This window comes from Paraburkholderia sp. BCC1876 (assembly GCF_902833695.1).
GTDB lineage: Bacteria > Pseudomonadota > Gammaproteobacteria > Burkholderiales > Burkholderiaceae > Paraburkholderia.
Map to the genome: position 1 here is coordinate 205,383 of NZ_CADFGI010000010.1, position 24,496 is coordinate 229,878.

At 64.3% G+C, this 24,496-nt stretch carries 21 protein-coding genes; 14 read left to right on the plus strand and 7 right to left on the minus strand.

The features are described from left to right. Positions 1-33: 33 nt before the first annotated feature. The 3 genes from HWY05_RS29960 to HWY05_RS29970 are packed head-to-tail and all read left to right on the plus strand — an operon-like array spanning position 34 to position 4,760. Positions 34-792: a hypothetical protein gene (locus HWY05_RS29960; RefSeq protein WP_176060581.1), complete on the plus strand. Its 759-nt coding sequence runs from the start codon at positions 34-36 to the stop codon at positions 790-792. Continuing rightward, on the plus strand, positions 785-2,032 hold the full coding sequence (locus HWY05_RS29965; protein ID WP_176060582.1) for a DUF3142 domain-containing protein: 1,248 nt from the start codon (positions 785-787) through the stop codon (positions 2,030-2,032). The genes HWY05_RS29960 and HWY05_RS29965 overlap by 8 nt, the downstream gene beginning before the upstream one ends. Then, positions 2,019-4,760, plus strand: a complete 2,742-nt coding sequence (locus HWY05_RS29970; RefSeq protein WP_176060583.1) for a hypothetical protein — start codon at positions 2,019-2,021, stop codon at positions 4,758-4,760. The genes HWY05_RS29965 and HWY05_RS29970 overlap by 14 nt, the downstream gene beginning before the upstream one ends. A gap of 40 nt (positions 4,761-4,800) precedes the next feature. On the opposite strand, the gene HWY05_RS29975 is transcribed toward HWY05_RS29970, so the two are convergent. Both HWY05_RS29975 and HWY05_RS29980 read right to left on the minus strand, forming a co-directional pair. Then, complete coding sequence (locus tag HWY05_RS29975; protein WP_176060584.1) at positions 4,801-5,709, minus strand: helix-turn-helix domain-containing protein; 909 nt, start codon at positions 5,707-5,709, stop codon at positions 4,801-4,803. Beyond that, on the minus strand, positions 5,706-6,620 hold the full coding sequence (locus HWY05_RS29980) for an IclR family transcriptional regulator (RefSeq protein ID WP_176060585.1): 915 nt from the start codon (positions 6,618-6,620) through the stop codon (positions 5,706-5,708). The genes HWY05_RS29975 and HWY05_RS29980 overlap by 4 nt, the downstream gene beginning before the upstream one ends. Before the next feature lie 259 nt (positions 6,621-6,879). Here HWY05_RS29980 and HWY05_RS29985 point away from each other — a divergent pair, with 259 nt between their 5' ends. From HWY05_RS29985 to HWY05_RS30005, 5 genes are all read left to right on the plus strand, one after another. After that, complete coding sequence (locus tag HWY05_RS29985; RefSeq protein WP_035559951.1) at positions 6,880-7,839, plus strand: MBL fold metallo-hydrolase; 960 nt, start codon at positions 6,880-6,882, stop codon at positions 7,837-7,839. A 49-nt stretch (positions 7,840-7,888) separates the two neighbouring features. Beyond that, positions 7,889-9,628: an FAD-dependent oxidoreductase gene (locus HWY05_RS29990; RefSeq protein WP_176060586.1), complete on the plus strand. Its 1,740-nt coding sequence runs from the start codon at positions 7,889-7,891 to the stop codon at positions 9,626-9,628. Between the two features lie 85 nt (positions 9,629-9,713). Continuing rightward, positions 9,714-9,950 (plus strand): DUF2783 domain-containing protein, encoded by a 237-nt coding sequence (locus HWY05_RS29995; RefSeq protein ID WP_035559938.1) that lies wholly within the window; start codon positions 9,714-9,716, stop codon positions 9,948-9,950. A 254-nt stretch (positions 9,951-10,204) separates the two neighbouring features. Next, the gene (locus HWY05_RS30000; RefSeq protein ID WP_035559935.1) at positions 10,205-11,533 is read left to right on the plus strand and encodes an MFS transporter; all 1,329 of its coding nucleotides are present in this window, start codon (positions 10,205-10,207) and stop codon (positions 11,531-11,533) included. 95 nt (positions 11,534-11,628) lie between these two features. Then, on the plus strand, positions 11,629-12,330 hold the full coding sequence (locus HWY05_RS30005; RefSeq protein WP_176060587.1) for a 4'-phosphopantetheinyl transferase superfamily protein: 702 nt from the start codon (positions 11,629-11,631) through the stop codon (positions 12,328-12,330). Between the two features lie 21 nt (positions 12,331-12,351). On the opposite strand, the gene HWY05_RS30010 is transcribed toward HWY05_RS30005, so the two are convergent. The 3 genes from HWY05_RS30010 to HWY05_RS30020 form a co-directional block, all read right to left on the minus strand. Further along, complete coding sequence (locus HWY05_RS30010; RefSeq protein ID WP_176060588.1) at positions 12,352-13,170, minus strand: hypothetical protein; 819 nt, start codon at positions 13,168-13,170, stop codon at positions 12,352-12,354. Between the two features lie 11 nt (positions 13,171-13,181). Then, the gene (locus HWY05_RS30015) at positions 13,182-13,661 is read right to left on the minus strand and encodes a hypothetical protein (protein ID WP_035559925.1); all 480 of its coding nucleotides are present in this window, start codon (positions 13,659-13,661) and stop codon (positions 13,182-13,184) included. A gap of 127 nt (positions 13,662-13,788) precedes the next feature. After that, complete coding sequence (locus HWY05_RS30020; protein WP_176060589.1) at positions 13,789-14,448, minus strand: nitroreductase; 660 nt, start codon at positions 14,446-14,448, stop codon at positions 13,789-13,791. Positions 14,449-14,732: 284 nt separating this feature from the next. Between HWY05_RS30020 and HWY05_RS30025 the strand changes: the two genes are divergently transcribed. Beyond that, on the plus strand, positions 14,733-15,974 hold the full coding sequence (locus tag HWY05_RS30025) for a YbfB/YjiJ family MFS transporter (RefSeq protein ID WP_176060590.1): 1,242 nt from the start codon (positions 14,733-14,735) through the stop codon (positions 15,972-15,974). 147 nt (positions 15,975-16,121) lie between these two features. Continuing rightward, on the plus strand, positions 16,122-17,108 hold the full coding sequence (locus HWY05_RS30030; RefSeq protein ID WP_176060591.1) for a TauD/TfdA family dioxygenase: 987 nt from the start codon (positions 16,122-16,124) through the stop codon (positions 17,106-17,108). Between the two features lie 70 nt (positions 17,109-17,178). Here the strand turns inward: HWY05_RS30030 and HWY05_RS30035 are convergent, their stop codons facing one another. Both HWY05_RS30035 and HWY05_RS30040 read right to left on the minus strand, forming a co-directional pair. Beyond that, the gene (locus HWY05_RS30035; protein ID WP_035559916.1) at positions 17,179-17,652 is read right to left on the minus strand and encodes an Lrp/AsnC family transcriptional regulator; all 474 of its coding nucleotides are present in this window, start codon (positions 17,650-17,652) and stop codon (positions 17,179-17,181) included. Positions 17,653-18,297: 645 nt separating this feature from the next. Beyond that, complete coding sequence (locus tag HWY05_RS30040) at positions 18,298-19,362, minus strand: LacI family DNA-binding transcriptional regulator (protein WP_176060592.1); 1,065 nt, start codon at positions 19,360-19,362, stop codon at positions 18,298-18,300. A gap of 216 nt (positions 19,363-19,578) precedes the next feature. On the opposite strand from HWY05_RS30040, the gene HWY05_RS30045 reads away from it, so the two are divergent. The 4 genes from HWY05_RS30045 (at position 19,579) to HWY05_RS30060 (ending at position 24,490) form a co-directional block, all read left to right on the plus strand. Beyond that, positions 19,579-20,604 carry a TRAP transporter substrate-binding protein gene (locus HWY05_RS30045; RefSeq protein WP_176060593.1) on the plus strand — a complete coding sequence of 342 codons (1,026 nt, stop codon included), beginning with the start codon at positions 19,579-19,581 and terminating at the stop codon, positions 20,602-20,604. 74 nt (positions 20,605-20,678) lie between these two features. Then, the gene (locus tag HWY05_RS30050) at positions 20,679-22,565 is read left to right on the plus strand and encodes a TRAP transporter large permease subunit (protein ID WP_176060594.1); all 1,887 of its coding nucleotides are present in this window, start codon (positions 20,679-20,681) and stop codon (positions 22,563-22,565) included. A 93-nt stretch (positions 22,566-22,658) separates the two neighbouring features. Further along, positions 22,659-23,198 carry a VOC family protein gene (locus HWY05_RS30055; protein WP_035559908.1) on the plus strand — a complete coding sequence of 180 codons (540 nt, stop codon included), beginning with the start codon at positions 22,659-22,661 and terminating at the stop codon, positions 23,196-23,198. Next, entirely contained in the window at positions 23,195-24,490 is a 1,296-nt protein-coding gene (locus tag HWY05_RS30060) for a ribulose-bisphosphate carboxylase large subunit family protein (RefSeq protein WP_035559905.1), read from the plus strand. The genes HWY05_RS30055 and HWY05_RS30060 overlap by 4 nt, the downstream gene beginning before the upstream one ends. The last annotated feature ends 6 nt before the right edge of the window (positions 24,491-24,496 follow it).

A 24,496-nucleotide genomic window follows, 5' to 3' on the forward strand; every position in this document is an offset into this window, starting at 1 on the left:
GCAGAACGTCCAATAAAGCAAACCGGGAGAACAATGAAAAAACTCATCGCCTTAGCCGTGCTGTGCCTGCCCATGTTCGCCCATGCCGACGCCGATACCGATGCCAAGGCGGCTTGCCAGGCCAATCTGAGCCAATGGATGAAAACGCTGCACCCCGGCCGCCAACTCGATAGCGAGCACGCGGCGTGCAAAGTCTGGCCGGCGGACCCGTCGCTGACTCTGGCCGTGCAGCCGATGCCCCAGGCCGGCGCCACCGACGATGAAGCCGTGTACGACGTCGAAGTGCTCGTTGCTGACAGCAAATCCGGTGCGATCGTCGCGCACTTCTACGAACCGTCGGCGATCACGTCGGACGCGGTTCGCTTCAGTTCGATCGATCTCGACACGGCGCGCTATCAGTTGACGCCGCAACTGCGCGCGTTCGGCGTGCGCGTGACGTACGAAGGTTCGTCGCGCGTCAATCCCTACGAAGCGCAGGCGCTGAGCCTGTATGTACAGGACGGCCACACGCTGCGCCGCGTGCTCGACGACATGCTCGTCGCGAACGACTCCGGCGAATGGGATGGCAATTGCGCGGGAACGTTTTCGTCGATCGCGCGTTCGCTCGCCGTCGGTCCGGCCAACGCGTCCGGCTATGCCACGTTGCGCGTCGGCGAAACCTCGAAAGAGCGCGTGAGCAAGCAGACGAGCAGCGATTGCGTGTCGAAGGATGGCGCGCCGAAACGCTCGACCACCACGCTGAACTACAACGGCGCCGCCTACAGCGTGCCGAAAGCCCTGCACTATGAGTGACAGCGGCACATTGCGACACAAGCGACGCACGTTCGCCGTTTTTGTCGTGTTGTCGCTAATCGTTCTGGTCGCTGCGTGTAGCCGTCCGGTCACGCCGTTACCGAACGACGCCTATGTCTGGCAGCGCAAATGGACGCCGTCGGTCAACGCGGCGATCCAGCAGAGCCGTGGCCTGGTGCAGTCGTGGCACGTGCTCGCCGCCGAGAAAGACAGCCGGAACGACTGGACCGCCGTGTCGCCGGACTGGGCGACGCTCGCGGCAACGGGTGTGCCGATCACGGCCGTGGTGCGAATCGACGGCCAACTCGACGATCTGGACAGCTTGCCGGTCGCACGCATTACTCAACTCGCCGACGACTGGAAACAGCACGGTGTGCCACCCGCGGCCATTGAAATCGACCATGACTGCGCGACCTCGAAACTCGCGGCCTACACGCGGTTTCTCGCCGCGCTGCGCGCGCAGCTCGATCCCGCCATCAAACTGACGATCACCGCGTTGCCCACCTGGCTCGACAGCCCCGCGCTCGACGCGCTGCTGACGCAAGCCGACGCCGCCATCCTTCAGGTCCACGCGGTGATGAACCCGGCGCAGGGCCTGTTCGATCCAGCGCAAGCGCGCACGTGGCTGCATGCTTTCGCGCGACGCACGCAGCGGCCATGGCGCGTCGCGTTGCCCACTTACGGCTCGCGCGTGACCTGGGGTGCGGATGGCCGCGTGGCCGGCATTGAAAGCGAACGCCCGATGTTGCTCGCGAACGGTTTCGCGCAAGGCCTGTCGCATGAACTGGTCGCGCAGCCCGGGCAGATGACGGCGTTCGTCGCGCAAATTCAACGCGACGAATTGCGCGGTCTGGCGGGCATCGTCTGGTTCCGCTTGCCCACCGACGCGGACGAGCGCGCGTGGAGTCTGACAACCTGGCGCGCTGTCTTGAGCCGCGCACCGCTGACTTCAGCGATGAGCGTCGACGTCCATCCGAACGCGCAGCAGCCGGGCTTGTTCGACGTGTCGCTAGTGAGCCGCGGCAACGCCGATTCGACGCTGCCGGCGATCGTGCGCACCGACGCCGCTTGCCAGGCCGCGGACGGCATCAACGGTTATGCACTCGATTACGACGCGCGCGGCATGCTGCTGCGTCGCGTACAACCCGGCTTGTTGCGCGCGGGCATGCGCCGCGACATCGGCTGGCTTCGCTGCGGCGAAACCGATCACCACAAGGTCTCCGTTCATGTTGAACCGTAAATATGTCGCATTCGGCGGCGCGTTCGCGCTACTGGCCGGCGCTGTGATCGTCCACGCATGCGGACCGTTTTTTCCGCTGCAATTGCTCGACAATCGCGCGGGCACGTTGTCGGGCACGCCGAACAATTCGTTCGCTTATGAGGTGGCGCGGCTCGTGACGCCGAGCGATCATTTGCTGGCGCCCGAAGCCGTGCGGGTTGCGGCGGGCGCGCAAGCGGTGGATCCGGCGAAGGCGGTGTTGGCCGGTCTGACGCCCGCGCAGATCGCGACACTCGCGACAATGGCCAAAGCCGCCGACGGCGACGCGGCGTATGCGCTAGGAACGGGCGTGCCGGACGCGCAACGTCTCTATGCCGCGGCCGACGTGGACTATACGCACGCGCTGACGGGTTGCGCGAGTACGGCGGTTGCGTCGGCGGCGTCGGCGGCGTCCGGCTCGTCCGCGCCAACGGCCGATGCGCCGGCATCCAGCGCGGCGGCTTCCGGTGCCGACGCTGCGAATCACGCCGCGCCCGACTCAGGCGGTGCGTCGTCGAGCGCCGCGACGACGTCATCCGCCTGCGCCAGCAAAGAATCCCTCCTGACCCGCGCCACGACCCGCCTCGAAGCGGTGCTTGCGCTACCTGGCTCATCCGGCGCGCCGCGCTCGGTCGCAGCGGCAACCGAACTCGCGGCGATAGCCCAGGCGCGAGCCGACAGCTGCACGGATGCCGCCACATGCAAGACCCTCACCGCCGCGTTGCCCGCGGCGTACGCACGCCCGCGCGCACTCGCCGCGAACGGCGCGCCCGACCCGCAGGGCCTCGCGGTCGCCAGTTTCGGCGATGAAGCGCTGACCTATCTGCACAATCCGAAATCGGACATGCAGTGCGATTACCGCAGCTTCCTGAACGACACGCCCTGCGCGGCGGCGATCGCGCCCGCGGACCTGAAGCGGGCCATCGGCCTCTATGCGCAACAGGCGGCGCGCGGCGGCGTGAGCGGCGTGGAGTCGCTGCAATTCATCGCGGCATGGGCGCTGGCCGGCAAGGCAGGCAAGACGCGGGTTGCGTCGCTGATCGACGATCCGGTCGCGCAACGTCTGCTGGTGGCGTATGCGCTCGCGCGCGAAGGCGATATCGTCAACGACCAGCCGGCGAGCGCGTCCGAATACTACGGCGGTTACGACAACAGTTTCGGGCCGACCGGCTATGCCGATGCCGCGCGCGGCGACCACGGCATCAAACCGAATCCGGCGTTGACCTCGTTGGTGGAGGCGATCCGGCAACGCGGCATCGATCATGTAGCGGGCGCCGATCGTCTCGCCGCGCTGGCTTATCGAGTCGGCCGTTACGATTTCGCCGGCATGCTGGCGGCGCGTGAACACAGCGCGCTGGCTAGCTGGGTGAACGCGAAACTCGCGCTGCGCCGGGGCGATACGGCCGCGGCCGTGCAGGCGTACGCGCAGGCTTCGAAGGGTTTTCCGGCCGCCGATTCGAGCGTGGAGCCGGCGGGCGTACGACTGATCAAAGGCGAGCAGGCGGTGTTGACCTTGTCGCGCGGACAGTATGTCGAGGCACTCGGTTATCTGTTCGACGCCGCGTCGCGAAGCGACGATGCGAGTGTGAACGACGGCTCGGTGACCGATATCGCGTACGGCAGCGATATGGCGTACATCGCGGAGCGCGTGCTCACCACGGACGAGTTGAAGCACTTTGTCGATACGCGCGTGCCGACATGGTCCGCCGCGCCGCCGCTGCCGACCGATCCGAACGCGTATTACGCAGCGCGGCCGTCTGCCGGCGACTCGTTGCGTTATCTGCTGGCACGCCGTCTCGTGAGAGATGGCCGTATCGACGAAGCGCTGCCGTATTTTCCCGCCGACGACGACCCGCGTTACAGCGCCTACGACTGGAAAAACGGCCAGACGGTGCGCACGCAACTTCATCTGCGTGAGCTCGCGCACGACTATGGCGCCGCGCTCGACCAGGCGCAGCACGCGTGGACCCGCACGAATCGCGCGCGCGGCTGGTTCGCCGCGGCGACGCTCGCGAAACAGTTCGGCATGGAATTGATGGGCTATGAGCAGGGGCCGGATTATCACGACATCGACGGCGATTTCGAGGGCGGCTCGGGGCGCTCGGGTGTGATCGGCGCGCATGTGGCGCGCGGTTCGGACGCGAACGCGGCCAGCGACGCAGCCGCCGCGTTAGCGAAACAGCCGAACACGCCGAACACGCCGGAAACGCCCGCGACGCGCGCGGAGGACGATCTGGCAGGACCGTTCGTCAACGCCGATGAAAAGCGCCGCTACGCGGCAAGCGAGAGCCAGCCGTTGATGCGCTTTCATTACCGCGAGATTGCTGCTGGGTACATCGCGAAAGCGGCCGACGCATTGCCGGCGCGCTCGCAGGCGTTTGCTGCCGTGTTGTGTCGCGGGACGGACTGGATGCACAACTACGATCCCGAGCGCGCGCAGGGTTTTTACAAGCGCTATGTGAAGGAGGGGGCGTACGTGGACTTCGGCGGGGCGTTTGGCTCGCTGTGCCCGGAGCCGGATTTCAAGGCGGCGGCGACGTTCACTTATACGCAGGCTTGGCGTGACGTGCGGCGTGACGTGCGGCGTGACGCCGGGCGGCATAAGAAGCGCGTTGCGTTGATTGGGGTGCTGGTGCTTGCCGGTGTGATGGGGGCTGGCCGGTGGTGGTATCGGCGGCGGGCGACCGGCCGCAACCGGCCTACGTCTTAACGCATTGCCAAAAGACTGACCTGCAATGAGCCGTCGAGCGTCACGCCCCGCTCGTCGCCGCCATCCACCCAAACCGCCGCGACAGTCTCAGCGTCGCGGCGCGCAAGGTCTGCGCCGGACCACCCGTCAGATCGCTATCGAAGCTGCCGCTCGGTCCCATCAGCGCCAGCACGAGACAGATGCTGCCGGTGTGATCCAGCACCGGTGCGGCCAGCGTATTGATGCCAGGCACAGGTCGGCTCAACGCAGTATCGATACCGTCCGCGCGGATTTGCGCGAGACGCTGCGCGTAGGCTTGAGTCAAAGGCGTTAACGCTGAGGTCGCGCCGGCGTTTGCATCGACCGTCTTCGACACACCCGCTCCAACTCCGCGCGCTTTCGCCGCGAAAATATCCGCCGCGTCCGCCCCCGCCAGCCGCAGATGATCCTGCGCTAGCAGACCGGCGCGCACGTCGTCGGCGACATAAGCGGCGAACACGCGGCCAATCGCCGTATTCACCAGCGACATCACCGTGCCGACCCGCAAGCTCACATGCAGCGGCCGCGCCGATTCCTCCAGACGCACAACGGTTGGCCCCAGCGGCCCCAGCACCGCCATCGCGACGCTCATCGCGGTCGACGCCGCCAGCTCGACCACCTCGGGTTCTGCCTCGCGCGCCGGCGAGAGGCGTTGCAAGCCGATCAACCCGAGTTCCAGCGCGAGCGGCCCGGCCTCGAAACAGCCGGACGCATCGCGCTTGAGCAAACCGATTTTCAGCAGACTCACCAGATGCGGAAACGCTTTGGCCGGCGGCATGCCAGCGGCCGCCGCAAGATCGCGCAAGTTCAGCGGCCGCGCCGCCGAGACCAGCGCCGCCAGCAACTCGCCGGTGCTGTCGAGCGACTGGATGCCGCGCTGCGGTTTGGCATCGGCGGAACCGGCGAGAGAGAGGTCGAGAGAATCGGTCACGTGGCAGAAGAAGCTAACAGGGAAGGCGCAGCGGCGAGTTCAACGCTAATGTCATGAGCCGCGGCGAGCAGCGCGCGGGCGATGGGACCGTCGGCGGCGACATCGATCGCGCCGGTCGAGCCGATCACCGTCAGCGCCAGCGACAAACCGCCGTCGCCATCGAGCACCGGCGCGCTCAAACTGCTGATGCCCGGACTCGGCGCATCCACGCTGCGTGCGAGACCGCGCGCGCGAATCTCGTTCAACGCGGCTTCGAACGCGGCGCTTTCGTCGGGCGGCGTCATCGCACTCACCGTGCCCATCGCGCCCATCGCGCCATTCGTCGCGCCCGTCTGGTTCGCCCACATCGCGTCCAGCACCTCGCGCGGCAGATAAGCGCAAAACACGCGTCCCGTCGACGTCGCCGGTAGCGACATCACCGTGCCTACATGCAAATTGACGTGCAGCGGAAACCCCGCGTGCTCATAGCGGACGATGGTCGGCCCTTGCGGCCCGGCAATACAGATCGCCACGCTGAAGCCGATCGCTTCCGCGAGCGTCGCGACGCGCGGCACGGCGGCGCGAAACGCCGGCTGGTTTTCCAGATGCAGCAAACCGAGCCGCAGCGATAACGGCCCCGGTTCGTAGCGGCCCGACAGGTCGTCGCGCTTGATCAGACCCAGCCGGCTCAAACTCACCAGGTAGGCGTGCGCCTGCCCCGGCGCGAGTTGCGCGGCGGTAGCGAGATCCGACAACGCCAGCGGCGTGCGCGCCTGCGCGAGCGCCAGCAGCACGCGGCCGCCCACTTCCACGCTCTGAATGCCACGCTGCGGCTTGCCGCCTGGCGCGCTGTCGTCGCCGCCCGCGCCTTTGCCCACGGCCGGTTTCGCTGCTTTGCTCACCCTCGCGCCCGTCCGTAAAAAAGGGTCCATGTTAACCGATGGCCTTGCCGAAAGCCTAAGCGACTGCCGCATTGCCCGTCTCCATCTTAGGCGCATGAAGATTTGCGTATAGCGATACATTTCGCTATTGACAAATAAACTCGCGCAGCCATAAGATGCATTCACCCCGACACACCGGCGCAGTCACAGAGTCAAAACGGGGCGAGACAATCCTCCAATACCGTCAGCCCGCGCATTCCGTGCGCAGCCGGCCGTCTCGCCTCACGTCCAACTTTTGAGGGAGACAAGCATGGCAAAGGCATTCGCATCCCAGGCCGATCTGGAAGTCAAGAAAGTCACGTGGACGAAGTTGTCCGAGAACGCCTACGCGTACACCGCGGAAGGCGATCCGAACTCGGGCGTGATCATCGGCGACGACGGCGTGCTGATCGTCGACACCACCGCCACGCCGGCCATGGCGCAAGACCTCATCGCGAAGATCCGCAGCGTTACCGATAAACCGATCAAATACGTCGTGCTGTCGCATTACCACGCGGTGCGTGTGCTCGGCGCGTCGGCGTATTTCGAAGAAGGCGCGCAACAGGTGATCGCGAGCCGCGGCACGTACGAGATGATCGTCGAGCGCGGCGAGGCGGACATGAAGTCGGAAATCGAACGCTTCCCGCGTCTGTTTGCCGGTGTCGAAACAGTGCCGGGCCTGACGTGGCCGACGCTGGTGTTCGAGAAGGAAATGACGCTGTTTCTCGGCAAGCTCGAAGTGCGCATCGCGCATCTCGGCGCCGGGCACACGAAGGGCGACACGGTCGTGTGGCTGCCGTCGCAGAAGGTGCTGTTCTCCGGCGATCTGGTCGAGTACGACGCGGCGTGTTATTGCGGCGACGCCCAACTCGAACAGTGGCCGGCCACGCTCGAAGCGCTGCGCGCGCTGCAGGCCGACAAGCTGGTGCCGGGCCGTGGCCCCGCGCTGACCACGCCGGAAGACGTCAACAAGGGTCTCGACTACACGAAAGACTTCGTCACCACGCTGCTGCAGCAAGGTCGCGAAGCCGTCGAACAGAAACTCGATCTGAAGGCCGCGATGGCGCACACGCGCAAGGCGATGGACCCGAAGTTCGGCCACGTGTTCATCTACGAGCATTGCCTGCCGTTCGACGTGTCGCGCGCATTCGACGAAGCGAGCGGCATTACGCATCCGCGCATCTGGACCGCGCAACGCGACAAGGACATGTGGGACGCGCTGCAAGCCTGATCCCCACCGCGCTATAGCGACGCCGAGAAGAGCAGGACGGAGACATAAGATGAGCATCAACTACCAGACGCTGTCGTTCGACTACCAGCCGTGCCGCGAGCAAAGCGCGCACGGCGGCGCGGAGCAGGCGGCTTATCCGGTGATCGTGGTCGGTGCGGGCCCCGTGGGCCTGGCCACCGCGATCGATATCGCGCAGCAGGGCGTGCCGGTCGTGCTGGTCGACGACGATTGTTCGTTGTCCACCGGCTCGCGGGCAATCTGCTTTTCGAAGCGGTCGCTCGATATTTTCGATCGACTGGGTTGCGGTCAGCGGATGGTGGAGAAGGGCATCAGCTGGAACGTCGGTAAGGTGTTTCTGAAAGACGAACTGGTTTACACGTTCAACCTGCAGCCGGAACCGGGTCACAACCGGCCCGCGTTTATCAATCTGCAGCAGTATTACGTCGAAGGGTTTTTGCTCGAACGTGCGCAGGCATTGCCGAATCTCGAGATCCGCTGGAAGAGCAAAGTGGTCGGCGTGCAGCAGAACGGCGCGCCGGGCACACACGATGCCAGCGTGACGTTGACGGTCGATACACCCAACGGACCGTACCCGTTGCGCGGCCGCTATGTCGTTGCCGCCGACGGCTCGCGCAGCCCCATGCGCACGCTGATGGGACTCGACAGCAAGGGCGTCACGTTCAAGGATCGTTTCCTGATCGCCGATGTGAAGATGGAAGCGGACTTTCCAACCGAGCGCTGGTTCTGGTTCGATCCGCCGTTCCATCCGAACCAATCGGTGTTGCTGCATCGTCAGCCGGACAACGTGTGGCGGATCGATTTCCAGTTGGGCTGGGACGCCGATCCGGTGCTCGAAAAGACCCCGGAGCGGGTGATTCCGCGCGTGCGCGCGTTGCTCGGCGCGGACGCGAAGTTCGAACTGGAATGGGTCAGCGTCTATACGTTTTCGTGTTTGCGCATGGATCGGTTCCGGCACGGCAACGTGCTGTTTGCGGGCGACTCCGCGCACGGCGTCTCGCCGTTCGGCGCACGCGGCGCGAATAGTGGCGTACAGGACGCGGAAAATCTCGCGTGGAAACTGGCGATGGTGCTCGAAGGCAACGCGTCCGACGCGCTGCTCGACACCTACGCGAGCGAACGCGAATTCGCCGCCGATGAAAACATCCGCAACTCCACCCGCTCCACCGATTTCATTACGCCGAAGAGTCCCGTGAGTCGCGTGTTCCGCGATGCGGTGCTGAAGCTCTCGCGGCAGCATCCGTTTGCGCGGCAATTGGCGAATAGTGGGCGCCTGTCGGTGCCGGCGGTGTTGCGCGATTCGCCGCTCAATACCGCGGACGGCGATCGCTTCGAAGGGGCGATGGTGCCGGGCGCGTCGTGCGTCGATGCGCCGGTTCTGGTGGCCGCGCAACCGGCCTGGTTGTTGCAGCAACTCGGTCAGCAGTTCACCGGCGTGTTGTTCTGCGGTGAGCAAGGTGTCGATCAGGCGACGCGCGCCGCGCTGGATGCGCTGAACACCGGGCCGATTCCGTTGAAGCTTGTCGTGGTGACGAGCGGTGATCTGCAGGCGGCTGTTCTGGCCTCCGCGTCGATTTCAGTTTCGCATTCGGCGAGTGTGAAAGTCGCTCACGACGCGGATGGTCATGCGAACGCACGTTATGACGCCAAACCCGGCACGTTCTATCTGATCCGGCCGGACCAGCATGTGTGCGCGCGTTGGCGGCAGCTCGATGCGGACGCGGTAACGCAGGCGCTGAAACGCGCATTGTGCGTCGAAGGGACGGCCTGAAGTCTGGAGCCTGGACCGTTGGCCCAGGCACGCGGCACAGTTGCGACCACGGCAAGGCATCGGCAAAAAATAGCAGGAGACAGACATGACACTGAACACGCAACCGAATCTCACGCGCCCCGACGATTTCTACGAAGCGCTGATCGACATGCATCGCGATCTCGACGAGGCGCAGAGCCAGTCGGCGAATGCGCAACTGATTCTATTGCTCGCCAACCATATCGGCGATCACGCGACGCTACTCGAAGCCGTGCAGCATGCGCGCGACGGGGTAATCGACGTTTCAGCGCGAGACACGCAGGCGCATTCGCTCGCGGCTTAAGCGAGTGGTTTAAGCCAGCGGTTTAAGCCCGCGGCGTTAAAAAGCAGCGTTAGAAAACCGCATTAAAACGCAGCATTAAAAAAGCACCGTTAAAAGCAGCACAAACACGCGCGCGGCCATTCGAGCCGCGCGCCATTCACAGCGGCGACGCGGCGTAACAACGCCGCCTGCCGTCCACGTAGACGACGACAACGCGGCGCTTCAAGACGCCGGACCCGGCGGGTCCGTTGGACCCTCACGTTTGGAGATAATCGATGAGCCAATCCCTCGCCCCCGCGCTCGAGCCGGGCGCCTCCGCTGCCGCGCACGACGACCTGTTATATCGCAAGGTCTCGCTGCGGATCATTCCGTTTCTGTTTCTCTGCTACGTAGTGTCGTTTCTCGACCGCATCAATATCGGCTTCGCGCAATTGCAGATGAAGCACGACCTCGGTTTCAGCGACGCCATGTATGGCCTCGGCGCGGCGGTTTTCTACGTCGGCTATGTGATCTGTGAAGTACCGAGCAATATGCTTCTGGCACGCTTCGGCGCGCGCCGCACGTTCACGCGGATCATGCTGCTGTGGGGCATTGCGTCGGTCGGCATGATGCTGGTGTCGAAGCCGTCGCACTTCTATCTGCTGCGCTTCATGCTCGGCGTGTTCGAAGCGGGGTTCTTTCCCGGCATCGTGTTGTATCTGACGTATTGGTATCCGGCGCGGCGGCGGGCGGCCGTGCTGTCGATCTTTTTCGCGGGCGTCGCGGTGGCGGGCGTGCTCGGCGGTCTCGTATCCGGCTGGATCATGCGCGACATGGGCGGCGTGCTGGGCCTGTTCGGCTGGCAGTGGATGTTCGTGATCGAAGGCGCGCCCGCGATCGTGCTCGGCCTGCTCGCCGCGTTCTATCTGGTGGACGGTCCGCAGCACGCCAGTTGGCTGAGCGCCGACGAAAAAGCGCAACTGATCGCGCAACGCGACGAAGGGCGCCGGGCTTCGTCGGACGCGCATTCGTCGCGCTCGTTTCTGCACGCGTTGCGCAATCCGCGCGTCTATCTGTTCGCGTTCATCTACTTCTCGCTGACCTGCGCCTCGCTAACGCTGAACTTCTGGATGCCGCTGATGATCCGCGACTTCGGCGTGCATGACGTGGTGGCGATCAGTCTGTACACCGTGATTCCCAATGCCATCGGGGCGGTCGGGTTGATTCTGATCGCGCGTCACTCGGATCGCCGCGGCGAACGTCGCCGGCATTTTGCCGTTTGCACGATTGGCGGCGGCGTGGCGCTTTCGCTGCTGACGCTGCATCTGAGCAGCTTTCCCGCGATGCTCGCGATTCTTTCGCTGGCCTCGGTGTTGATCTTCGCGGCGCTGCCGATCTTCTGGACGGTGCCGTCGGGTTATCTGTCCGGCACGGCGGCGGCGGCGGGGATCGCGTTGATCAGCAGCATCGGCATTACGAGCGGCATTGTGAGTCCGTGGGTGATCGGACTGATCAAGACGCACACCGGCAGTATGGATAACGCGCTGTATCTGCTGAGCGGGTTGCTGTTCGTCAGCGGCGTGGCGTTGTTGCTCGGCGTACCGAAGGACATGAAGCGCATCTGAAGGCAGAGGTGGAATCGGGCGTGATATCGGGTAGAGTCGCGAATGGTCTTTTCGTGTTCCTTTTCTACCGTACGTAGATCGTCCGAATCTTTGCGATGCATTCCATCGAACCTGTTCTTTTGCCGCACGACGGTCCGTCCGATATTTCGTTGTGGCGGATCGATTTTGCCTTTGATGCGTCGCTGAGCGACGCGACCGTCTTCGCCTCCCTTAGCGACGACGAGCGTGCCCGTGCCCGCAGATTTCTCCACCATGAGGACACGGTGCGTTTCGCGAGCGTGCGTGCCGCGCTGCGTGAACTGCTCGCGCAACGCCTTGGCATCACCGCTCACGCCATACGTTTTGCTCAGGACGGAAATGGCCGTCCGCATCTGGCGGACTCGGCCCGCTTCGATTTCAACGTATCGCACGCGGGGGCGCATGGCTTGATCGCGATGTCGCCGGTTCGGCGCGTCGGCGTCGATATCGAACAGCAGCGCGATGGATTCGATTGGCGTTCGATTGCAGCGTTGACGCTCGACCCCACCGAAGTGGCATGGCTCGAACGCCGCGATGCGATGCAGCAGACCGCTGCGTTTTACGAAGCCTGGGTGGCGAAGGAAGCGCTCGTCAAGACAACGGGCGCGGGCATCTCGCGTGGTTTGCAGCACCTGACGGTGCTGCCGCGTGAAGGTAGCCAGGTGACGTTAAGCAATCGGATTCCGGACGATATGCGCGAAATCGCCGCACAGTGGATCGCAGCGCCAGACGCCTATTCGGCGTGCGTGGCGTGGTCGACCGCCACCTTCGCGCGATAGAACGCGATAGACGTTGGCCGGCTAGGGGTTGATTTCGCCGATCGCCAGAGACTTCGGCCAACCGAAGGTATGCACTTGCGTAACCGGCTGCGCGAGCGCCACCGCCGCGCGAATCTTGCCGCCCATCGGCAGATCGAACACATGCCAGCGGCCATGCTCCGCGAGGTCGAATGCGCAACTCGCGGTGTTGCTCAACAGCAGATCCATGTCGATATCCACCGGCGCATAACGCAGCGCATTACAGAGGCTGCCATAACGTGCACGCCGGCGCGCGCCTTCCGGCGTCTCGTCGGCACTTGCGCCGGGTGACGGCACGATGACGCTCAAGCCCAGCGTGGCCGATGCAACGCCCACCACGATCCAGATACCGCCGTAAGCGATGTCGATGGTCATGCCGCGGCCGTCATGAGGGTGGCGTGCGCGCAGTTTCTCGTTGCCGTCGTCCTGCAGATCGACGTCGCGTGGCGCGCAGTCGAACAGATTCGCGACGATCCAGCGCACCACCACGCGCGCGCTGACAAAGCGCTTGCGCAACGCGGCGTTCGGATGCAATCGCGCACGTTCGCGCTCGGTCTTCGACAGCCAGCCGTCGCCCTCCTGCACCGGCACCGGCAACCATTCGCAGCGAAATCGCCACAGCTGCAACTCGCCCGCGCGCGGCGCGGTGACGCCACGCGGATAGTGGCGCGTCAGTGAGTGAGAAGAGAAAACGGGCGGTGCGGCAGTGACGATAGCGTGCGCGATTCGGGCGCTGTTCGCCGCGGGTTCGGTCGCACGCGCATCGCTGCCGTCGCGCACGCGCGAGGACGTCGGCGCAGCCAGGTCCAATTCCAGTGACATGGGCTGCGTCCTCAATGCATGTAGGTCACGCGACGCGCTTGCACGTCGAGTTCCATGCCGGCGTCCAGCAGATCGATCGCGAACCAGCGGATCAGCTTCAGCACGCCGCTGACCGCGGGCGAGGGCAGCCACTCGCTCAACATGCGCAACGCGGCGCCGCTATGCGTTTTTTGCAGCAACGCGATGGTCTGCAAAATGACGGCTTCGTCCTTGCCGAGATCGCTGGCGCAACGGCAGCGCATGTCGAGCGGACGATAGGACACGTGCATTAGCGAACGCATCAGCAAATCAAAATGTTCTATGCCGTCCTGTCGCAAGCCGACACCGCTCAGAATGTCGCGCCATTGCACGCCGCCGCGTGCCGATTCGCAGGCCGGCCGCAGCCAGGTGCGAACGGCGCTGAGGACGGTGCGCTCGGGCGCGTCGGTGGTGTCGGTCGGATGATCGTCGATCAGTTCGGGACGGCTGCTGTAGTGAGAGCGAAAGTTCATCGAGGCTCCTGAATGGACACGGTCCATGAGTCGCGCCGGCCGGATTGAGTAGCTGCCGCGTCGCAGGCCAGCGCTTGTCGCTTGCGACGCAAGGGTGATGACGCAACGTATGCGTCAATGGCTTGTATTAGTTTCGGGCTAGTTGCGATGGCAACCATTCACGCACGTGCGCACTACGCGACGGCCGCACCGGTGCCTGACCGGGCGTTTTCGCCGTGCCCACAAAAAGAAAGCCGAGCAGACGCTCGTTCGACGCGAAGCCCAGCGCGTCGTGCAGACGCGTTTCATAGCTGTCCGGTCCCGTGGCCCAGAAACCGCCGTAGCCGAGCGCATGAATCGCGTTGAGCATGTTCATCGTTGCCGCGCCGGCCGCCAGCAGTTGCTCGATTTCCGGCACTTTCGGATGCGCCGTCACGGCCGCGCCGAGTGCGATCACGAGCGGCGCCGCGAAGGCCTTTTGCCGCCGATGCGCGTGCGCGGAGCGCGGTTCCTCGGGCGAACGCGCGCTGGCCAGATCGACCAGCAGGTCGCCGAGCGCACCGCGTGCTTCGCCGCGAATCGTGACGAAGCGCCATGGCCGCAGATTGCCGTGATCGGGCGCGCGCAACGCGGCGTCGAAGATCAGATCGAGTTCGGCGTCGGCCGGGCCGGGTTCGGTGAGCGGCCAATGCGATTGGCGCGACAGCAGCACCTCGAGCGCTGCCGATGCATGGGGCGTGGCGGTGGCGCCGGGTTTCGCGGTCGCGGGAAGTGCGGGTTCGAGGCGGCTGATGTCTAGCGTGGTCATGGCGTGTATTCGACTGAAGGTATGGGCTGAATAATGGGCTAATTATCTCGTAAATGCAAATCATTCGCATTTAGTCTTGGGTGTCAGTGCTGATAGTTGTTGGCCTTGGGCTTGTCCGGTAAGCCGTTCGCGGCCGGAGGTCGAGCCAAACGGAATTGGCTCGACTGATAAAAAGCAACTAACTGTCAGCCCCGCCCGGCGTCCCCGGATATGATGGCGAGGTGCCGTAATCAGCGTTTGCGGCACGACCGGTCTGCAGCATCCTTGCCCACTTCCGCCCGCCCATGCCGACAAAATCACTCGACGCCGCCGTGTCCGCCACGGACTCCGAAGCGGCGCACCGTCTCCCGACCCTGATGCTTGCCGCCGCGCTCTCACTAGGCAGCGCGATCGCGCTGGGACTCGCCCGCTTCGCTTACGCGCTGCTATTGCCGTCGATGAAGCTCGACCTCGGCTGGAGCTTCGCGCAGGCCGGCGCGATGAACACCGCCAACGCGCTGGGCTATCTGCTCGGCGCGCTGGCGTTCCCGCCGCTCGCGCGCCGCTGGTCGTCGGGCGTCCTGTTTGGTGTCGGCTGCGCGGCCACGACGCTGCTCATGGCCGTCAGCGGCCTGCTTGCGGACACGCATTCGCTGCTTGCCTTGCGGGTGATCACCGGCGCGACCAGCGCGGCGATTTTCATCAGCGGCGGCGTGCTGGCGGCGCGTCTGGCGTCGGCGAGACCGCACGACGCCGGTCTCGTGCTCGGTCTGTACTACGGCGGCACGGGATGGGGAATCGTCGCGTCGTCGGTACTGGTGCCGGTGACGATCATCAACGTTGCGCACGGCTGGCAGTTCGCGTGGTTCGCGCTGGCCGTCGCGTGCGCGGCGTTCGCCGCGGTGGCGATTCAGGCGGCGCGCAAGATCGAGCGCGTACATCCCGCCGCCCATCCGGCGACGCGCGCAACCGCTCACGCCGACGCGCCGCGTTGGCCGCGTTTCAGCCTCGCGTTGGCGGGCTATGGCCTGTTCGGTGTCGGTTACATCGGCTATATGACGTTCATCGTGGCGCTGCTGCGCAACGCGGGCATGAGCGCGGTCGTCGTCACGGGGTTTTATCTGCTGCTCGGCGTGGCGACGGTGATGTCGGCGCGCATATGGTCCAGCCTGCTCGACCGAATGCGAGGCGGCCAGGCGCTCGCGGTGCTCAACGCGCTGCTCGCCATCGCGACCTTGCTGCCCGCGCTGTTTACTCAGCCATGGGTGGCGTTCGTGTCCGGCGTGCTGTTCGGCGCGACCTTCCTGTCGGCCGTCGCCTCGACCACCGCATTCGTGCGCCACAACCTGCCCGCGAGCCACTGGGCCAAAGGCATCAGCGCGTTCACGATCGTCTTCGCGTTCGGGCAGATTGTCGGGCCGATGGTGATCGGCTGGGTCTCGGACGGCGCCGGTCTCGCGCGCGGGCTGGTCTATTCCGCGCTACTGCTCGCGGCCGGCGCGGTGCTGGCCGCGTGTCAGAAGCCGTTGCGTGCCACTATCAAATGAGAATCATTATCAGTATCATCGCAAAAATCGATTTACCACCGGGTTGCATTCGCTGAGTCATCCCGGCGTTGCATCGAATCGACCTAGGCACGCGTCGGCCGGTGCGCTTCGCGGCGCGAATCGACTCACTCAATTCAGGAGCCACGTATGTCGAATGACATCCGGGAAGCACCCGCTGAGATCCAGCTCGCCGATACCGCGTTCCAGAGAGGCCGCACGCGTTTGCCGGTCATGAACGCACCCGCCGACGCCAGCGACATTCTCGATCGCGGCTGGCACGCGTCGATCCACGAGCATCTCGCCCGCGACGGCGGTGTGCTGCTGCGCGGTTTCGCCGACATGAGCATCGAACGCTTTCACGAATTCGCCAAGAGCTTTGGCTCGCCACTGCTGTCGTACGAGTTCGGCTCGACGCCGCGCAGCGAAGTGACGAAGGGTGTCTATTCGTCGACCGACTATCCCGCGCATCAGTGGATTCCGCAGCACAACGAGCAGGCGTACACGACGAACTGGCCGATGAAGATCTGGTTCTACTGCGACGTCGCGCCTGGCGATCGCGGCGAAACACCGGTAGCCGACGCGCGCGCCGTATATCAGGGCATCGATCCCGCGCTGCGCGAACGCTTCGCGAATCGCAAGCTGATGTACGTGCGCAACTACGGCGGTGGACTCGATCTGTCGTGGCAGCAGGTCTTCAACACCGAAGACACGGCGGTCGCCGAAGCCTATTGCCGCGCGCATCAGATCGAATGGGAGTGGAAAGAAGACGGCGATCTGCGCACCCGGCAGATTTGCCAGGCGGTCGCGCGGCATCCGCGTACCGGCGAGGACGTGTGGTTCAACCAGGCGCATCTGTTTCATGTGTCGTCGCTGGAAGACGCGACGCTCGAGGCGCTGCTCGACCTCGTCGAAGAAGAAGATTTGCCGCGCAACGTGTACTACGGCGATGGCACGCCGATCGCCGACGCCGAACTCGATAGCGTGCGTGCGGTGTACGACGCGCATCGACTCGATTTCGCGTGGCAACGCGGCGACGTGATGATGCTCGACAACATGCTGCTGACGCATGGCCGAGCGCCGTTTTCGGGGCCTCGGCGAATTGTCGTGGCGATGGCGGAAGCGCACGGCGCGTGAGCGCGGGGCACGGTCACAGCGATCTGCCTAATGCGCTGATGCAGCCGACGAAGCGCGACGCAGCAACCCGCTACACCGCAATCGACGGAATGCTCTTCATGCAGCGCAGCGCGAACATCGAGCGGCTATGCCGGATGCCGGCAATCTTGTAGAGCTTCTCGCGCAGAAAGCGCTCGTAACCCGCGGTGCCGTCCACGGCCACCTTGACCAGATAGTCGTAGTCGCCCGACACCAGATACGCCTCGAGCACTTCCGACAGCGTCGCGAGTTCGGCGCCGAAGCGGGCGAGGGCGTCGTCGTCGTGACGGTCGAGCGTGACCTCCAGCAACACCACATCCGCGAAACCGAGCTTTTGCTGATCGAGCAAAGCGACATAGCCGCGGATGTATCCCTCCGTTTCCAACTGACGCGTGCGATTCCAGCACGCGGTGGTCGACATGCCCACCAGCTCGGCCAGTTCCGCATTGCTCAGACGCGCGTTTTTCTGCAACTCGCGCATGATCTTGCGATCCTGGTTGTCGAGTGGGCGATTTCGGGTTGTCATAGCGTTATCGGAAGTATGTTCTGTTAAATCCTATTCTAGCGGAATATCGTCCTGACATGACGGTTCCGGCGCAGGGCTTTAAGAAGCCTATCCAGCCTGCCTCCGGGTATATTTTCAGGGTGCATTCATGCCCGGGACAACCGCCCGGGCCGCGGGCTTCGCGCCCACGGCCTCGTTTAGCCACAAGCTGTTATCCGGTGTCTCGCTGCCTTCCCAGCAAGAAGGCGGCACGCGGGCGAATTCCGGCGTCAACCGCGCCGGAAGGCGCGCTCGCCGGGCATGGACGCATGTTCCTAACCGAATGCCTGGTGGAGGTGGCATCGACGGCGGTGATCGCGGGACGACGTTTGCGCGCGTGCCGGATGCGCGAAAGGCGACGCCGCAGATCGCGGGCGTCGCCTTTCACGAGTCAGCGCGCCGGGCGCTGAGAGACGTTGCTGAGAATCAGTGAAAAATCAGGTACAGGATGACCAGTACGATCAGCGGGACGCCAAGAAGCCAGCCGAGAAGATAAGGCATGATGTGATCTCCTTTCGTGTTGAAGTTTGAATACGAAGGTGATTGAGCATCCGGCGTGCCTGACCTGATACGACGCTACGTTTGACGCTGCCGGCCTTGCTGGCGGTGCTTCTCCCGGCCGCCAGGTCAAGGTAAGTTCTCCCGCAGAACAATACTGAATTGCACCGGCTTCACGTCGTGCATCGCCTCGCGTTTCTCCCGCACGTTGCGGAAAATCCGCAGACAATTCCCCACCATCGACTGCGGCGTTTGCGTAATCAACGCGTCCATCGTCCCATCGATCAACAACGCGCGCGTATCCGGCGTCAAGCCATGGCCGACGAACAGAATCTTCGGTTCCGAACGCGCTTCGACAATCGCACGCGCGACGCCATCCGATCCGCCGCCGCTGTTATAAATGCCCGCGAGATCGGGATGCTGCTCCAGCAACTTGCGCGTCTGCATATAGTTGCGCTCGCTATCGTCGTGTCCTTCACGCAGTCCGATCACGCGTACCTGAGGAAACGTCGATTCGATCAGATGCAGAAAGCCGATCTCGCGCTCTTCGTGCCCGCGATAGTTGAGACTGCCCGCGAGCATCGCGATCTTGCCGCTCGGTCGCGGCCCCATGAAACGCCCCAGCAATAGCGCCGCGGTGCGCCCGGCCGAGCGGTTGTCGATACCTACATAAGCCAGCCGCCGCGCATTCGATAAATCCGAAATCAACGTGATAGCGGGCACGCCCTGATCCGCGAGCGCATTTACCGCGTCTCGCACTTGCGGATGTTCGAGCGCCATGAACACCACGCCATCCGCGCGCTGTCCGTAATGCAACAGACGGTCGGCCAGTTCCTTCGGATTGAAACTCTCGACGTAGTGCACACGGCATTTCATATCGAGCGCGTTCCACTGATCGTGCGCGAAGTCGATGTAGTCGCCGAGCATGTGCAGGTAGCGATTCGTGCCGGCGGGCAGCAGAAACGCTATTCGCATGGGCTTCGACGCGGTGACGGCGGGCGCATTGGGCGTGAGCAGATAACCGAGTTGCGCGGCCGCTTGCAGCACACGTTGCGCAGTGACGGCGCGCACGTTCTCGCGACCGTTGAGCACACGATCCACCGTGGCGGTAGAGACCCCCGCGGCACGCGCGATATCGGGAATGCGCGCTCGTGCAGCGAGGTTAGCGTCGGCGCCAGGAAGCGGTTCGGACATGGCAGTCCTTCAGGGAGAGGTCAATCAAAAACCATCAAGTTCGCGGTTTGACAGCACTTGCCGCGCACGCCTAGTCTTGCAGCTATCACGCAACGACTGAACGCCGCCGACCCGAAATCAAAGCGTAGTCCGTCATGCCAGTAAAGGTTGCCGTGAACGATGATGGTTTTTGATGGATTCGACCGTCACATCAATTATAAGCAAGGAGACGCTCAAATGACCAACCTCGCGAGACGCACCGTACTGCGCGCCGCAGCCGCCGTACCGCTAGCCAGCGCGCTGGGTTTTCCGGCGATCGTGCGCGCGGCGTCCGGGCCGGAATTCGTGTTCAAGTACGGCAACAATCTGCCGCTCACGCATCCGCTGAACGTGCGCTCGCAGGAGGCCGCCAATCAGATCCGCGAGGCGTCGAAGGGGCGCATGGAGATCCGGATATTCCCTAACAACCAGTTGGGCGGCGACACCGACATGCTCGCGCAGGTGCGCAGCGGCGGCATCGAAATGTTCACGCCGTCGGCGCTGGTGGTGTCGACGCTCGCGCCGTCCGTCGCGATCAATGCCGTCGGCTTTGCCTTCAGCGACTACAACCAGGTGTGGAGCGCGATGGACGGCAAGCTCGGCGCGTACGTGCGCGCGGCGATGCAGAAGGCCGGCCTCGAGTCGTTCGAAAAGATGTGGGACAACGGCTTTCGTCAGACGACCACGAGCACCGGGCCGATCACGAGCGCGCAGAACATGCACGGTCTGAAGATCCGCGTGCCGGTGAGTCCGCTCAGTATCGATATGTTCAAGGGTCTCGGCGCCTCGCCCACCAGCCTGCAATTCAGCGAAGTCTATTCGTCGCTGCAAACGCATATCGTCGATGCGCAGGAAAACCCGCTGCCGATCGTGCAAGTGGCGAAACTCTACGAAGTGCAGAAGTACTGTTCGCTGACCAATCACATGTGGGACGGCTACTGGTTCGTGCTGAATCCGCGCGCGTGGCAACGCTTGCCGAAAGACCTGCAAGGCATTGCGAGCGACGCGTTCAATCAGTCGGCGCTGCGGCAGCGCGAGGACGTGCGCAAGCTCAACGACGCGGCCGTCGCGGATCTGCAAAGCAAGGGTCTCGCGATCAATCGTCCGGCGCCGGATACGTTTCGTGCCGCTTTGCGCCAGGCGGGTTTTTACGCCGAATGGAAAGGCAAATTCGGCGATCAGGCGTGGGACCTGCTCGAACAATCGGTCGGCAAGCTGGCCTGAACGCGCGCGCTGCAAACCGATGAGCACCAAATGAAAAGACGAAGCGCGGCGATCACCCGCGAGGAGGCGCAAGGATGTCGAATCACGCGTTGAACCCAGTGGAAGCGCACGTGCCGTTGCACGCGGCGAGCGCGCCGCGCCGCTGGTTGCGAAGCTTCGATCGCGGTTTGATCGCGCTCGTCGAAGTCTGCGCGGCCGCGCTGCTGGCGATGGAAATCGTCGTCATGCTCGCGGGCGTGGTGTGGCGCTACGTGCTGCATCAGCCGCTGGTCTGGTCGGACGAACTCGCGGGCATCCTGTTTTTGTGGCTCGCCATGCTCGGCGCCGTGCTGGCGTTGCGACGCGGCGAACATATGCGGATGACGGCGCTGGTCAGCCGTTTGACGCCGTCGCGGCGCGCGTTCGTCGATACGCTGGCGATCGCGGCGTCGGTTGCGTTGCTGGCGCTACTGATCGCACCGGCCTATGACTACGCGTCCGGCGAGGCCGCGATCGTGACGCCCGCTTTGCAGATCAGCAACGCGTGGCGCGCGCTCGCGTTGCCCATCGGCGCGGCGCTCATGCTGCTGGTCGGCCTGCTTCGTCTCGCGCAGGTGAGCCGGATGCGCGACGTACTTATCGTGCTCGTCATCGCGGCGGTGCTTGGCGCGGTGGCGGTGTTCGCCGGCCCATGGTTCCAGACCCTGGGCAAGACCAACCTCGTGATCTTTTTCGTCGGCGTCGTGGCGGTCGGGATTTTCTCGGGCGTGCCGATCGGGTTCTCCTTCGCGCTTGCCACCTTCGGCTATCTCGGTCTCTCGACCTTTACGCCGCTCGAAGTGATGGTCGGTCGCATGGACGAGGGCATGTCGCATCTCGTGTTGCTGGCGGTGCCGCTGTTTGTGTTTCTCGGCCTGCTGATCGAAATGACCGGCATGGCGCGCGCGATGATCGAATTCCTCGCGAGCCTCGTCGGTCATGTGCATGGCGGGTTGTCGTTCGTGCTGATCGGCGCGATGTATCTGGTGTCCGGCATCTCCGGTTCGAAAGTGGCGGACATGGCGGCGATTGCGCCGGTGCTGTTCCCCGAGATGAAAAAACGCGGTGCCTCCGAAGGCGATCTGGTCGCGCTGCTCGCTACGACCGGCGCGCAAAGCGAAACCATTCCACCCAGCATCGTGCTGATCACGATCGGCTCGGTCACCGGCTTGTCGATCTCCGCGCTGTTCACGGCGGGCATGCTGCCGGGCGCGGTGCTCGCGCTGATTCTGTGTGCCGTGGTGTGGTGGCGTTACCGCAAGGAAGATCTGAGTGGTGCGCAGCGGTTCACGCGGGCGCAGATCGGGCGGCTGTTCCTCGTGTCGTTGCCGGCGCTGGCCTTGCCGTTCGTGATTCGCATGGCGGTGGTGGAGGGCATCGCGACCGCAACCGAGGTGTCCACCATCGGCATTGCCTATTCGATGCTGGTCGGCGTGCTGATCTATCGCCGGTTCGAATGGCGGCGGCTCGGCCGCATGCTGGTGGACGCCGCCACTTTGTCGGGGGCGATTCTTTTTATCATCGGATGCGCGACCGCCATGGCGTGGGCACTCACGCAATCCGGCTTTTCGCAGGACCTCGCGCAATGGATGGGCGCCATGCCCGGCGGCGCGTATGGTTTTCTCGCGGTGTCGATCGTCGTGTTCGTGATGCTCGGCAGTGTGCTCGAAGGGATACCCGCCATTGTGCTGTTCGGGCCGCTGCTGTTTCCGATCGCGCGGCTCGCCGGGGTCAATGAGGTGCACTACGCGATCGTCGTGATTCTCTCGATGGGCGTGGGCCTGTTTTCACCGCCGTTCGGCGTCGGTTATTACTCGGCGTGCGCAATCAGCAAGGTCAATCCCGACGCGGGCATGGGTCCGATCGCCGGCTATATGGGCGCACTGATCGTCGGGTTGATTCTGGTCGCGGCGATTCCCTGGATATCGATCGGGTTTCTCTAAGTTTTCTCTACACGTTCGACCTACGGGCGCTGCGTCGACAGCCGCGCCGGGGTGTCGCTCGTCTTTTCAATCCTGGCGCTTTGGGAGAGCTATATGAGTCGTTTCTTTGGCGAAATTCGTCAGGCGGGATATGTGGTCCGCGATATCGAAGCCGCAATGGACTACTGGAGCCGCGTGCTCGGCGTTGGCCCGTGGTTCTACAACGAACGCGTGCCCATCGAAAACTACACGTATCGCGGCCAATCTTACGAGGTGCATAACTCCGTCGCGTTGGCGAACTCGGGACCGTTGCAGGTCGAATTGATCCAGACACGTAACGACGCACCGTCGATGTATCGCGACTTTCTCACCGCTGGTCATACGGGCTTGCAGCACAACGCGTATTGGACCACCTCGTTCGACGCGGATCTCGCCCGTCTGCAGGAGCAGGGTTTCAAGGTCGCGATGAGCGGGGAAGTGGGGCGTAACGGCCGGTTCGTTTACTTCGACACGGAAAACCATCCGGGCACCGTGATCGAACTGTCGGAGATCGCCGGGCCGAAAGGCAAACTGTTCGACATGATCTATGCGGCGTCCCGTGACTGGGACGGCAGCGATCCGGTACGCCGTTTTCCCGATCTGGGCACGCTATGAACGCCGCGCCGCAACGGCAGACCGGCGACGATGTACTCGAAGCCGACTATCTGATCGAGACGCCGCTCGATCCCGCGCGCGTCGCCGACGTGATGGCCGGCGAGCAGTCGAGCGGCACCTTCGTGCGCGTGGCCAATGAATCCGACGCGCTGCGCGCGCGCAGTCGCGCGACCGTGCTGCGCATCGAAGAACTCGACGCCGCTCAGCAACCCAGCTTGCCGAATGCCTGGCTCGCGCGCCAGCGCATCAACGGACCGTGGCGGCGTGCGCGCGTCACGCTGTCGTTCCCGCTGGCCAACATCGACGCGAATTTGCCGACGCTGGCCGCGACCGTCGCCGGCAATCTGTACGACCTCGGCGAAGTGACCGGCATGCGCCTGTTGTCGCTGCGTTTGCCGGCCGCCTATCGCGCGCGTTTTGAAATGCCGCGGCATGGCGTGAAGGGCACGCGCGCGCTGACGGAGGTGCGCGACCGACCGCTGATCGGCACGATCGTCAAACCGAACGTCGGCCTGAGCGCGGCGGAAACAGCGGCGCTGGTGCGTGAGCTTTGCGAAGCGGGCGTCGATTTCATCAAGGACGACGAGGTGTGCGCGAACCCGCTGCACGCGCCGCTCGCGGAGCGCGTGCGGGCGGTGATGGCCGAAGTGCGCGGCTATCGCGAGCGCAGCGGCCGGCCGGTCATGGTCGCGTTCAATATCACCGACGACCTCGACGCCATGCGCCGTCACGCCGATCTGGTCGAACAGGAAGGCGGCAGTTGCGTGATGGCGAGCATCAACTGGTGCGGCTTTTCGGCAATCCAGACGCTGCGCCGCGCCACGCCGCTGGTGCTTCACGCGCATCGCAACGGCTACGGCATGATGTCGCGCGATCCGGCGCTCGGCATGTCGTTTCAGGCGTATCAAACCTTGTGGCGTTTGACGGGCGTCGATCACATGCACGTGCACGGCCTGGCCGGTAAATTCGCGCAGAGCGACGCCGAGGTGATCGAGTCAGCACGCGACTGCGCGACGCCGCTCGCGTCCGGCTACGACGACGTGGTGCTGCCGGCGTTTTCATCGGGCCAATGGGCGGGCACCGCGCAGGCGACCTTTGACGCGGTGCGTTCCACCGACCTGCTGTTCATGTCGGGCGGCGGCATTCTCGCGCATCCGGATGGCCCCGCTGCGGGCGTAACGAGCGTGCGCCAGGCGTGGGCCGCAGTGCAGGCGGGCACGCCGTTGCCGGTGTACGCGGAACACATGCCGGAACTGCGACGCGCGTTGCAGTTTTTCGGCGGTCGCGCGTGAGCGGCG